Annotated in this window: 9 protein-coding genes; 3 read left to right on the top strand and 6 right to left on the bottom strand. The window is 73.7% G+C overall.

From position 1 onward, the window contains the following. The first annotated feature begins 60 nt into the window (after positions 1–60). Positions 61–1,041 carry an isocyanide synthase family protein gene (locus AB0P06_RS02755; protein ID WP_363604542.1) on the top strand — a complete coding sequence of 327 codons (981 nt, stop codon included), beginning with the start codon at positions 61–63 and terminating at the stop codon, positions 1,039–1,041. On the opposite strand, the gene AB0P06_RS02750 is transcribed toward AB0P06_RS02755, so the two are convergent. From AB0P06_RS02750 to AB0P06_RS02740, 3 genes are read right to left on the bottom strand one after another with little or no spacing between them, the layout of a single operon-like run. Then, the gene (locus tag AB0P06_RS02750) at positions 1,023–1,838 is read right to left on the bottom strand and encodes an ABC transporter ATP-binding protein (protein ID WP_363604540.1); all 816 of its coding nucleotides are present in this window, start codon (positions 1,836–1,838) and stop codon (positions 1,023–1,025) included. The two genes, AB0P06_RS02755 and AB0P06_RS02750, sit on opposite strands and share 19 nt — an antisense overlap. Beyond that, positions 1,835–2,914, bottom strand: coding sequence for an iron ABC transporter permease (locus AB0P06_RS02745; protein ID WP_363604539.1), 1,080 nt, complete (start codon positions 2,912–2,914; stop codon positions 1,835–1,837). The genes AB0P06_RS02750 and AB0P06_RS02745 overlap by 4 nt, the downstream gene beginning before the upstream one ends. Positions 2,915–2,917: 3 nt before the next feature. After that, the gene (locus tag AB0P06_RS02740) at positions 2,918–4,006 is read right to left on the bottom strand and encodes an ABC transporter substrate-binding protein (protein ID WP_363604537.1); all 1,089 of its coding nucleotides are present in this window, start codon (positions 4,004–4,006) and stop codon (positions 2,918–2,920) included. Positions 4,007–4,228: 222 nt separating this feature from the next. Here AB0P06_RS02740 and AB0P06_RS02735 point away from each other — a divergent pair, with 222 nt between their 5' ends. Beyond that, entirely contained in the window at positions 4,229–4,993 is a 765-nt protein-coding gene (locus AB0P06_RS02735) for a helical backbone metal receptor (protein ID WP_363604614.1), read from the top strand. 10 nt (positions 4,994–5,003) lie between these two features. Here the strand turns inward: AB0P06_RS02735 and AB0P06_RS02730 are convergent, their stop codons facing one another. Then, the gene (locus AB0P06_RS02730; RefSeq protein ID WP_363604535.1) at positions 5,004–6,002 is read right to left on the bottom strand and encodes an LD-carboxypeptidase; all 999 of its coding nucleotides are present in this window, start codon (positions 6,000–6,002) and stop codon (positions 5,004–5,006) included. 247 nt (positions 6,003–6,249) lie between these two features. Here AB0P06_RS02730 and AB0P06_RS02725 point away from each other — a divergent pair, with 247 nt between their 5' ends. Then, positions 6,250–7,248, top strand: coding sequence for a transglycosylase SLT domain-containing protein (locus tag AB0P06_RS02725; protein WP_363604533.1), 999 nt, complete (start codon positions 6,250–6,252; stop codon positions 7,246–7,248). A gap of 162 nt (positions 7,249–7,410) precedes the next feature. Here the strand turns inward: AB0P06_RS02725 and AB0P06_RS02720 are convergent, their stop codons facing one another. Both AB0P06_RS02720 and AB0P06_RS02715 read right to left on the bottom strand, forming a co-directional pair. After that, positions 7,411–9,840, bottom strand: a complete 2,430-nt coding sequence (locus tag AB0P06_RS02720; protein WP_363604531.1) for a hypothetical protein — start codon at positions 9,838–9,840, stop codon at positions 7,411–7,413. Between the two features lie 183 nt (positions 9,841–10,023). Further along, positions 10,024–12,354 carry a hypothetical protein gene (locus AB0P06_RS02715; protein WP_363604529.1) on the bottom strand — a complete coding sequence of 777 codons (2,331 nt, stop codon included), beginning with the start codon at positions 12,352–12,354 and terminating at the stop codon, positions 10,024–10,026. Positions 12,355–12,432: the final 78 nt, after the last annotated feature.

Below are 12,432 nucleotides of genomic sequence, written 5' to 3'. Positions count from 1 at the left end.
AGTGCCGGGGCGTGGCTCCGCCTGCCCCGAAGCCCGTAACCCATTCCGTGGAGGACCACCATGCCGCCCGCCGGCACCGTTATCACCGACACCCAGTCCGCCAGCACCACCGGCCCCGTCACGGACCCGCAGTCCGTGGAGCGGCTCTGCGACGAGATCCTCGACCTGCTGCTTCCGCACCGCCGGGCCTCCGACCCCGAGGTCGACGCCACGCCCGCCGACTTCCCGCTCCAGCGGGAGCAATTGGCGGACTTCATCACCTCCGGCGACCCGATCCTGTTCACCCTGCCCGGCTTCCCGTGCAAGTCGCCCAACCTCGCCAAGGTGCTCAGCCACCTGCCCGACGAGGGCGAGCGCCTCTCGCTCACCTTCCTGAACGGGCTCTGCGAGGAGATCGGCAAGCTCTACGAGCCCGGCGCTCAGATACTCATCTGCTCCGACGGGCACATCTTCGGCGATCTGATCCACGTTCCCGACGACCACATCGACCAGTACTCCGACGAACTGACCGCGATGATCGAGCGTGAGGGCCTGAACCACCTCGCCACCTTCGACCTGCGGGCCGTCCTCGGCGACCTGCCGTTCGACGAGAAGCGCGCCCGGGTGCACGCCAAGTACGCGCCCACCAAGGAGGAGCTGCGCGAGCAGGTGCTCACCGACGAGGAGACCGCCCGCCTCTACCGCGGGATCACCCGGTTCCTCACCGAGGACACCTTCGGCTTCGAGGGCACCAAGTCCGCCCTGCAGCGGGACTGCCGCCAGCGTGCCTACGGCGTCATCCAGCGCAGCCGCGCCTGGGGCGACCTGATCGCCGAGCATCACCCCCGCTCCTTCCGCCTCTCCATCCACCCGCAGAAGGTCGGCGTGCTGAAGTTCGGCATCCGGCTGCTGGAGGCCGCCGACGTCTGGATGACGCCGTGGCACTCCTCGGTGCTCCACCAGCCGGACGGCCGCTGGGAGCTGCTGCGCAGCGAGGAGGCCGCGAAGGTCGGCCGCCTGGTCGAGCGCAACGGCCGCCCCAGTCACTTCGAGACCTCCTGACGGTGGTCGGCCGGCGCTGAGGCGCCGGCGGGCGTGCGGTGGTCGAACGCGATCAACGGGTCACCGGTGAGCGGATGTTCGACCACCGCCGCCCGCACGCCGAACACCTCGGCGAGCAGGTCGGCGGTCAGCACGTCACGCGGCACCCCGGACGCCACCAGGGTGCCGCGGTGCAGTACGTGCAGCCGGTCGCAGACCGAGGCCGCCGCGTTGAGGTCGTGCAGCGCGATCAGCGTGGTGCGGCGCTGTTCGCGCAGCAGGGTGAGGAGTTCCACCTGGTGGCGGACGTCCAGGTGGTTGGTCGGCTCGTCCAGCACCAGGACGTCCGGCTGCTGGGCCAGCGCCCGGGCCAGCAGCACGCGCTGGCGCTCGCCGCCGGACAGCTGGGCGAACTGACAGGACGCCGACTCCGTCATGCCGACCCGCACCAGCGCCTCGGCGACCACCCGGTGGTCCTCGGCGTCGTCCGCGGCGAACGCCCGCTTGTACGGGGTGCGGCCCATCGCCACCACCTCGCGGACGGTCAACTCGAAGTCCCCGCCGCGCTCCTGGGGCAGCGCGGCGATGTGCCGGGCGGACTCCGCGGGGGTGAGCTCGGCGAGCTCCCGGCCGGCCAGCAGCACCCGGCCGGCGCTCGGCCGCAGATGCCGGTAGACCGTGCGGAGCAGGCTGGACTTGCCGCTGCCGTTGGGGCCGACCAGACCGGCGATCTCCCCCTCCTTGGCGACCAGGTGGACGCCCGCCACCACCGTCCGCCCGGACAGGGTGACGCTCAGATCCTCGACCGCGATCCTCAACTTCGCTCCAGACGTCGGTCCAGCAGGTAGAGCAGGGTGGGCGCGCCGAGCAGGGCGGTGACCACGCCGATCGGGAGCTCCTGGGTGTCCAGCGCGGTGCGGGCGATGGTGTCGACCACCACCAGCAGCACCGCCCCGGTGAGGGCCGAGAGCGGCAGCAGCCGGCGGTGGTCGCCGCCGACCAGCAGCCGGCAGACGTGCGGCACCATCAGGCCGACGAAACCGATCGCGCCCGAGACCGCGACCAGGACGCCGGTCAGCACACTGGTGACAACGAAGATCTCGCGGCGCAGCCGGGTGACGTCCACGCCGAGCCCGGCCGCCGTCTCGTCGCCCATCAGCATGGCGTTCAGCCCCCGGGCGCGGGCCTGGAGCAAGGCCAGACCGAGGGCCACCGCGATGGCGGGGACGGCGAGTTGGCCCCAGACCGCGCCGCTGAGACTGCCCATCAGCCAGAACAGCACGCCCCTGGTCTGCTGTTCGTCGCTGGTCTGCAGCACCAGGTAGCTGGTGAAGCCGGTGAGGAACTGGCCGATACCGATGCCGGCCAGCACCAGGCGCAGCGGGGAGAAGCCGCCGCCGCGCCTGGCCAGGACCCAGACCAGGGAGAACGCGGCCAGTGCGCCGGCGAAGGCGGCGAGCGAGACGGTCAGGCCGATGGCGCTGCCGAAGTTCATCTCCAGGCCGAGCGAGGTGCCGAGGACGATCACCGCGACCGCGCCGAGCGAGGCCCCGGAGGAGATGCCGAGCAGATAGGGGTCGGCGAGCGGGTTGCGGACCAGGGCCTGGACGGCGGTGCCGACCAGGCCCAGGCCCGCCCCGACCATCGCCGCCAACAGGGCACGGGGGACGCGTAGTTGCCAGACGATGAGGTCCCGGGTGCCGGCCTCGGGCGCGCGTCCGGTGAGCCGGTGGGCGACCACCGACCAGACCTCGCCGGGCGGGATGTCCACCGACCCGAAGGACACCGCGGCGGTCAGCGCGAGGACCAGCGCGACGGCGAGCCCGGCGGCCAGCGGACCGGCCCGCAGGGTCCGCGCCCGGCTCCTCTTCTCGGTCAGGGCGGCCGTGGTCACCTGCTACTGCCCGTTCTTGACGAGGGTCGGATGGACGGTGGCGGCGATCTGCCGGACGGTGTCGGCGTCGCGTACCCCGGCGATGGTGGTGACCTCGGAGCCGATCCGCAGGAAGCGGCCGTCCTTGACCGCCTTCAGCCCCTGGGTGGCGGGGAAGCCGCGCAGGAAGGCCTCCGCGTCGGCGAAGGCCTTGCGGTTGTCCTCCTCGCTGCCCCGGTTGCGCACCGCGAGCTGGATCCAGTCCGGGTTCTTGGCCACCACGTCCTCCCAGGAGACCTGCTTGAAGTCGGCGTCGCAGTCGGCGAAGACGTTGCGCGCGCCGGCCAGGGTGATCACCGCGTTGGCGACCTGCCGGCCGCAGACGGCGACGGGCTGCTTGACGCCGCCGTCGAAGTCGAAGAGGAAGTAGCCGGGCCGCTGGTCGTCGGGGACGCCGGCGGTCGCGGTCCGCACCTCGCCGATCTGCTTCTCCATCCCGGCCACCAACTCCTCGGCCCGGGCGGCGGTCCCGGTCACGGCGCCGAGCCGGCGGATGTCGTTCTCCACCTCGGCGAGGTCGGTGCGCGGGCCCTTGGCGGCCTTCGGCGTGCCGGCGCAGGCGGTGGAGAGGAGGACGACGTGCTTGATGCCCGCCGCCGTGAACTCCTCCTCGCTCGGCCCGGCGCCCGCGCCGCCCATCATCGGCATCGACCCGAAGGTGTCGACGTAGAGGTCGGCGCCGGAGCCCAGCAGCTTCTCCTTGGCGATCACCGTGTCCCCCAGGACCGGGACCTTTGCGCCCTGGTCGGCCAGGGCCGCCGGGAGGCTGCCCTTCCCCGGCGGGAACCCGGTACCGATCACCCGGTCGCCGACGCCGAGTTGCAGCAGCATCTCCAGGCCTGCGGCATTGCTGGTGACGATCTTCCGGGGGGCCTCCTTGACGACGGTCTCCTTGCCCGCGCAGTCCGCCACCTTCACCGGATACGCCCCCGCGGCCGCCGCCTGGCCGCCGGCCCCGCTCACGGCGTCGTCGCTCCCCCCACCACCGCTTCCGCAGGCCGTGGCGAACAGGGCTACGGCGGCCGCGATACCGCAGAACACGCGAGGGCGCATGACAACTCTCCTGGTCAATGGTCGTGCTCGGGCCCGTCCTACGAACCCGGACCAGGTAGTCGGCCCTTGTGCCCGCTCGGTTCCCGGGACTTTCCGGCGCAGCGCCGCACCGTGCGAAACGGCACGGTCTACGGTGATGGGATGGCCTCTCCCCCGGCTCCCTCGGCTCGCTCCACCCACTTCTTCCCCTCCGACCTCTTCGCTCCGGCGGACGATCTCGGTATGCCCGTTCGAGTCGGCCCCCACCCTGTCCGGCGGGTCGTCTCGCTGGTCCCGTCGCTCACCGAGGCCGTCGCCGTCACCGCGCCCGGGCTGCTGGTCGGCGCCACCGACTGGTGCTCGCACCCCGCCGGTCTCGCCGTCACCCGCGTCGGCGGCACCAAGAACCCCGACGTCGACCGGATCGCGGCGCTCGCCCCCGACCTCGTCCTCGCCAATGACGAGGAGAACCGCCGGCCCGACCTCGACGCCCTGCGCGCGGCCGGTCTCCCGGTCTGGGTCACCGACATCCGCACCCTCGACGGGGCCTTCCGCTCGCTCCACCGGCTCCTCACCGCCGCCTGCGGCCTCCCGCGCCCGTCCTGGCTCGACGACGCCGAGGCCGCCTGGGCCACCGTCCTCCCCCGGCCGGTCCCGCTCCGTGCCGTCACCCCCGTCTGGCGCCGCCCCTGGATGGTGCTCGGCCGCGACACCTTCGCCGGTGACCTGCTCCGCCGCCTCGGCGTCCAGCTGATCCACGCCGACCACCCGGACCGCTACCCGGCCGTCCCGCTGCCCGAACTCCTCGCGTCGAAGCCGGAGTTGGCCGTGCTCCCCGACGAGCCCTATCACTTCACCGCCACCGACGGCCCCGAGGCGTTCCCCGGTGTCCCGGCGGCCCTGGTCAGCGGCCGCCATCTGACCTGGTACGGCCCGTCGCTGGCCGAGGCGCCGGGGGTGCTGGCGGCCCAGCTGGCGCGGGCGCTGCCCGGGGCGGCACCGGCCTGAGCGCCGGTGCTCAGGCCCGGACGACGGCCGGCTCGTCCAGGGCCAGCGTCCGGGCGGTGGCGTCGACGGTGGCCCTGATGCCCAGCGGGAGCGGGAGGTTGGGGCCGGCGTGCCCGAAGTCGACCCCGCCGAGCACCGGCAGCTCCCGGTCGCCGACGACGTCGAGGACCACGTCCCTCAGGGTGGGCCGGCTGTCCCCGCAGCCGGCGGCCGGGACCTGGTGCGGCACGCCGACGACCATCGCGGCGACCCGGTCCAGGACTCCGGAGAGCCGCAGGGCCTGGAGGTCGTGCCAGACCCCCGACAGCGGGCGGTCCACCTCCTCCCAGAACAGCACCGCGCCGTCGAAGCGCTCGGGAGGCAGGGCGAACGGCGTCGCCTGGAGCGTCACCAGCCGGCCGAGCAGGCCGCCGACCAGTGGCCCAGACGCCCGGCCGGGCCGCCAGCACTCCCAGGGGGAGAGCGCGGTCAAGGCGCCCAGCGGTTCGGTGCCGGTCAGCAACCGGGCGTAGGTCCCGGTGAGTTCGGCCCGGTGGTCGCGGTGTCCTGCGGGCCCTGGGCGGTGCCAGGAGCCGCCGAGGCCGTAGGTGGCCATGTCCGCGTGGATGCCGGCCAGCCCGGTGCGCGCGTGGAGGGCGAGCAGGAGGAGGGAGAGGTCGCTGCAGCCGAGGATCGGCTTGGGGTCCGCCCGGACGGCGTCGAGGTCCAGCAGGTCCAGGTAGCCCACCGTCGCCTGTCCGCCGGTGTGCGCCACGATCGCCCGGACCTCCGGATCCCGGAGCAGGCCGTTGAGTTCCCCGGCCTGCTCGACGGGCGGCGCCGAGGCCCACCACCGACGACGGTCGACGGCCGTCAGCGTGCTCCGGCGGACCCGGAAGCCCATCGCCTCAAGGGTGGCCACACCGCGGTCGAGCAGGGGCACCGCCTCGGCCTCCAGCGGTCCGGCGGGCGCGGCCACCGCGACGAGGTCCCCCGGGGCCAGGGCACGGGGACGCAGAAGGTCGGGCACTGGAGAACTCCCTGGCTCTCGGCCGCGCGTCGGCCGGCACGGCTCGTCCGGCCGAGTCTCATCGCGCGGTCGCCTCCCGGCAAACGATTTTCACCCCGGGCTTCCCGCCGGGCCGGCGAACGGGCCGAACCCGCCTATCAGTCCGATGATCTGCTCACCGTAAGATGACCGCCTCTCACCGGGCCGGCCGGTGACGACTGGGGGGTTGGATCGCATGCACCTGGGTGCTTCGCGTCGGGTACTGGTGATGGTGTCGGCTGCGGCGGTGTCGACGGCGCTGCTGACGGGCTGCGGCAGCAAGAAGGTCACCGACGAGGCCGGGGGGCCACCGAGCACACCGGCCGCCACCACCACGGAGATCTCGCCGTCCGCGGCCCCGACGGCCACCCCCTCCGACACGCCGACCGCGAGTACCGGCCCGAGCCCGACCGGCAGCCCGTCGCCGAGCACGAGCAGGTCGGCCAAGCCCAGCGCGACAACGAGCAGCGCGACGCCGAACGGCGCCAAGCCGAACAGCGCCAAGCCGAACAGCGCCAAGCCCTCCGCCCCGGTCGCGGAGAAGGCCCCCGCCCCCGTCGCGGCCGCGCCCGCGCCGACGGCCAAGCCCGGACCGGTCGCACCCCCGCCGCCGCCCGCGCCCGCGACCCCGCACGTCCCGCCGCTGCAGAGCAGTTGCAAGCCGAGCAAGCCCCAGCCCGACGAGCCGAAGGAGGCCGTGGCCGCGGCGCTCACCGCCGCCGCCGGCCAGCCCCGGGTGCTGAACCTCAGCAACGGCGGCACCGACAGGCTCCCGGCACTGCCCGCCAACCTGGTCAGGGCGATCGCCTGGCAGGAGAGCGGCTGGCAGTCCGGCATCCTCGCCTGTGACGGCGGCATCGGCACCATGCAGATCATGCCCGCCACGGTGAGCTGGATGAACAGCAAGTTCGGGACGGCCTCCGACCCGAAGACCCTCGCCGGGAACGTCCAGCTGGGCACCCAGCTGCTCGACTGGCTGGTCGCCTACTACGGCGACTCCTCCTTCGGCGGGAAGTACGACCTCTCCCCCGACCCGGTCACCGGCAAGACGCCGCTGCTCGACCTGGTCATCGCCGCGTACAACGCGGGCGCGGGCAACGTGCACTACAACACCGTCACCGACCCGGTCACCGGCGAGACCGGCGGCAGCCTGGTCATCCCCAACCCCGGCTACGTCGCCAACGTCAAGGCCCTGATGTCCAGCGCCCCCTGGACCAAGACCGACTGAGCCGCGGTACGGGGCCCGCGGCCACGAGCGGCGACAACGGCGGCCCCGCAACAGACCGGCGACCCCACCGGCGATGAAGCACGGTGGGGCCGCCGCGGTGCTGCGGGCCGGCGTCCTGCGGCCTCGGACATGACGTCGGCCCGAGGACGAGCCGTCCCGCGGTCAGCTGTCCCGCGGGGCCGAGCGCTCGGTGACGGCAGCGCGTCGGCGGGACCGGCGCCACAGGGCGCAGCCCAGGACGATCAGGCCGCTCCCGGCCAGGCCCGCGACGGCGGTCTCCGGACCGCTGCCGGTACTGGGGAGGACGGAGCCCTCGGCGTGGCCGGCGCCCGGACCGCCGGGGTGGCCGCCATCAGCGGGCGGGACGGCGTTCGGCCGGTCGTGGCCGGGGTGGCCGGGGTGGCTCGGGCAGCCCGGGTGCCCGCCCTTGTGGTCGTGATCGGCCGGGCAGGGGGTGACGGTGACGGTGACCTCCGCCGGCGGACTCTCCACCGTCCCGCCCTGCGGGTCCAGAGCGGTCGCCCGGGCGCGGTTGGTGACCTTGCCGGCCTTCGCGTCGGCCTCGGTGACCTGGTACGTGCCGTGGCAGGTGGTGCTCTGGCCCGCGGCGAGGCTGGTCAGATCGCAGGTGACCTGCTGGACGCGGTCGTCGGTGACCGTGAGGCCCTGGAGTTCGGTGGTGCCGGTGTTGGTCACGGTGTAGGTGTAGTGGATCGTTTCGCCGGGCCGGACCGGGCCCTTGGTGTCGGCGTGCTTCTTCAGCTTCAGCCGCGACGCCCCTCTGATCGTGATCGTGGCGTCGACGGTCGGGGAGGTGACCGTGGTGCCGTTGGCGGTGCCGGTGGCGAAGGCGTGGTTGGTGACCTGGCCGGCCGCCGCGTCCGCCTCGGTCACCACATACGTGCCGTGACAGGTGGTGCCGGCCCCGGGGCTGCCCGCCGGTGCCAGCACGGTGGCGGCGCAGACGATGCCGGTGACCCTGTCGTCGGTCACCGTGACGGCGTCCAGCTGAACACCGCCGGTGTTGGTCACCAGGTAGGAGTAGGGCACGGTCTCCCCGACGGCGAACGGCTCGGGGGCGTCGACGTGCTTCTCCACCGTGATGCCCGGCGGAGTGACGATGGGCACGGTGGCCGAGGAGGGCGGCGAGGTGATCGGGGTGCCGTTGAAGGTGGCGGTGGCCTGGGCCGTGTTGGTGACGAAGCCGCGGGCCACGTCCTCGGCCGTGATGGTGTACGTCCCCGTACAGGTGACGGTCTCACCGGCCGCCAGCGTGCTGACCGGGCAGGTGATGGGGGTGACCAGCGGGTCGTTGACGGCCAGGTTGGTCACCGGGGAGGCACCCGCGTTGGTGACCACGAAGTCGTACGGGACGGGGGTACCCGGCACCAGCAGCCCGGGCAGCGGCTCGTGCGGGGTCTTGACCAGGCTCAGGGTGGGCAGCGGCTGCTCGGTGGTGATCGCCACGTTGCGGATCAGGTGGACGTCGGTGAAGGCGCCCGTCGACCCCGCGAACCCGAACTTGTACGTGGCGGGCACCGGCTCCGGAGCCGGCGTGGACAGCACCTGGTGCGGGCCGGTGCCGTCGTTGAAGTCGATGCCGACCGTCAGGACCGGGTGCGGGGCGGGCGTCAGATGGACGTTCACCCGACGCCGGGAGGGCTCCAGCGCGGTCTGCGCGTCCTGGGGCGTGACGCCCGGCGGCAGCGTGGTCAGCGGGCCCTGCAGCAGGCCCGGCAGCGTGGACGGCCACGGACCGGTGGTGGTGAAGTTGCTCGTCGTCGCCGTCAGGAAGCAGTACCCGAGCAGACCGTCCCCCGGCCCGCGGACGGTGACCATGTTGGCGCCCGGCGCGGGCACCCGGAACTGCGTACCGGCCGGCGAGCGCTGGGCGCAGCCGTTGCCGCGCTGCTCCCAGTCGCCGAAGTAGTTGCCCAGGACGTCGAGCCCGACCCCCAGGTAGCCGCGGTCGACGCCGGGCAGGAAGGCGAGGTTCGGGTCGTCGTTGGGCAGCTTCTGGGCATAGCCGAGGCTGCCGCCGAAAGCCCCCGGGTGGGTGAGGGACTCATCGCCGTCCACCAGGAAGAAGGAGATGCCGTCGGCCGGGGTGTTGGGCGTGGTGCTGCCGTACTGCCACTGGTCGAAGGTGACGTCCAGGCCGTTTCCGGCGGGGAGCGCCTGGTTGTAGAGGACGGCACCGCTCTGGTCGTTGCTGGAGTCGGTGACCCGGAGATAGCCGAACGGCGCCGCGTTGAGGGGCGGCACCGGCCCGGTCTCGGCAGCCGGGCACCCGCCGAGCGGATGGTTGCCCGGCCCGGGCGCCGCGGCGGCGGGGGCACCGGTCAGGCAGGCGGAGCCGACGGCCGTGAAGTCCGCGTCGGCGGTGGCCCCGGTGAAGGTCTCCTGAACCAGCGGCGTCCCGGTCGCCCTGACCCGTTCGGGGACGGCGGCGACCGCTTGTCGGGGGGCGGCCGCGGCCGGTGCGAGCTGACCGGTGAGGCCGACGCCGATCATTCCCAGCGTCACCGCTGCCGTCGCGAGGCGGACCGTACGGGCGTGGAGCCGCGACGGGCCGCCGTGTCTTCTTGTCATGGCAGCAATATGTATCCAGGCGACTACCCGCTGTCTCACCCGTGGCTGCCAGTCAGCTCATCGGCGCCCCGCAGGAGTGGTACCACCGGACCCCGGGCGGGGGCCGGCCGGACGACGAGAACGCGAAAGGTGGCACCGCCGGACGAACCGGCGGTGCCACCCAGGATTCGACGGGGCCTGCGGTCAGCCCCTGGCGGCGGCGACCGCGGTCCCCAGCGCCTCCTTGATCCGCGGCCCCAGGCGGGCGAAGCCCAGCTCCTTCATCGCCGCCCGCAGCAACTCCTCGTCGCTGCGGTCGACGCCATCGCCGTCCAGCCACCGGACGACGGCCAGCAGTTCCTCCGCCGAGTAGGCGGTCACCGGGCGGCCCGGCGTGAAGTCCGGCTTCGCCGGCCGACCGGTGGCCGCAGGCTCGGGCTCAGCGGCGGCGGGCTCGGCCTCGGGCTCGGCCTCGACCTCAACGGCGGGGGCAGCCGACTCGACCTCAGCCACCGGCTCGGCAGCCGGCTCAGCAGCCTCGGGCACGACGGCCTCGGCCTCGACCGCCTCGGGTTCGACGACCGGCTCCGCCTCGACGACGTCAACCGAAGCCCCGGCCTCAGCCTCCGCCACCTCAACAACAACCGGCTCGACAACCTCAGCCGCAACGGCCTGGACTTCGGCCACCACCACCGACTCGGCAGCCTCAACCCCAACCACCGGCTCCGCCTCGACGACGTCAACCGAAGCGCCGGCCTCAACCTCAGCCACGACCGGCTCGACAACCTCAGCCACAACGGCCTCGGGCTCAGCCAGCTCGACCTCAGCCACCGGCTCGACAACCGACTCAACAGCCTCGGGCACGACGGCCTCGACCTCAGCCACCGGCTCGGCAGTCGACTCAGCAACCTCCGCCACCTCAGCCACAACGGCCTCGGGCTCAGCCAGCTCGACCTCAGCCACCGGCTCGACAACCGACTCAACGGCCTCGGACACAACAGCCTCGACGACCGGCTCCGCCTCCACGACGTCAACCGAAGCCCCAGCCTCAACCTCCGCCACCTCAGCCGCAACCGGCTCGACGACCTCAGCCGACTCGACCTCAGCCACCGGCTCGGCAGCCGACCCAGCGACCTCCGCCACCTCAACAACAACCGGCTCGGCCTCGGCCAGCTCGACCTCAGCCACCGGCTCGACAACCGACTCAACGGCCTCGGGCACCTCAGCCACCACGGCCTCGGGCTCGGGCTCGGGCTCGGGCTCGGCCGGAGTGGCCGACGCGGGCAGTACCAGGTCGTCGGCGGCGGGCGAGGGGGCCGGAAGAGTGACCACCAGGGCCTGGGCCGCGGCAGGCTCCTCGGCCGTCGGCTCGGCCTTCAGCTCAGCCGCCGGCTCGTCCGTCGCCGGAGCAGCGTCCGTCTCGGCCTCGGTGTCGGCGTCCGTCTCGGCCTCGGCTGCGGCCTCCGTCGCGACCTCGGCCCCGGCCTCGGCTTCGACCTTGATCTCCGTCTCGGCTTCGGCCTCGACCTCGACCTCGACCGCAGCCTCCGGCTCCGTGCCCGTCTCCGCGGCCGTGGCCAGCCCGTCCCGCTGGCCGCCAGCCAGGGCCTGGCGGGCGTTGTACGCGGCTTCGGCGGCGCGGCGGTCGGCGTGGGCGGCGGCGAGTTCGGTGAGGAGTTCGGTGAGCCCGGCCTCCTCCAGGGTGGTGCGCAGGGTGCGCAGGGTCGGGAGGCGGTAGAGGGTGCCCTCGTCCGCGGCGAGGCGGTCGACCAGGTCGATGAGGTCGGTGAACGACAGCCCGTCCAGGTCGTGGTCGGGCAGCAGGCGGGCGAGGCCGCCCAGGCCGCTGTTGATGGCCTCGAAGGCCTGGGCGGTGCGCTCGACCAGCGCGCCGTCGGCGGGCGGGACCGGCAGGGTGCCCTCGGAGGCGAGGACGGCCCAGGCGCGGCGCTCGACCTCGGCGGAGGCGAGCGCCTCGTGCAGGTCCTCGCGGCTGGGGCGGCGGGGGCCGGCGGCCAGGGCGGTGGCCTGCTTGCGCAGGGCGCGGGCGCGCAGCCAGGAGAGCTTGACGCCGCGCTCGCGGCGCCAGGTGCCGTCGGCGGTGGCGGCGGCGAGGGCGTCGAGGTCGGCCTCGTAGGCGGCGCCGACGAGGACGGTGGAGGTGCGGTGGACGCGCTGGAGGAGTTCGACGAGCAGCGCGGCCTTGGCCACGGTGTCCGGCTCCTCGAGCTTGGCTTCGGCGGCGAGCGCGGTGACGGCCTCCCAGGTCTGCTGGAGGTCGCGGCCGCGCAGTTCGGCGAGGGAGGTGGAGGCGGCGCGGGCGTCCTCCGGGGTGGCGACGGTGTCGACGGCCGCGTACCAGGCGTGGGTGTCGGCGGTGAGGCTGAAGGCGCCGAGCTCGGCGTACCGGCCGAGGTCCTCGCGGAGGTCGGGCTCTGCCGTGGCCTCCTGGCCGCGGGCCTGCTCCGGGTCCGTGGCGTCCTTGGCGGCTGCGTCGTCGGCGGCGTCGGCGTTGCGCGAGTGAAGCACTGTCATGTGAGGTCCGGTTCTGGGCGACTGCGGCGGGGCTGGCGGCGAGGGGAGGCGGACCGGGTGCGCACGGGGCCCCGACGG

The organism is Kitasatospora sp. NPDC088351 (genome assembly GCF_040685575.1).
In the GTDB taxonomy this organism is placed as follows: Bacteria; Actinomycetota; Actinomycetes; order Streptomycetales; family Streptomycetaceae; genus Kitasatospora.
The sequence above is the reverse complement of the archived record's forward strand: the minus strand, read 5'-3'. Positions and strand labels throughout refer to the sequence as shown.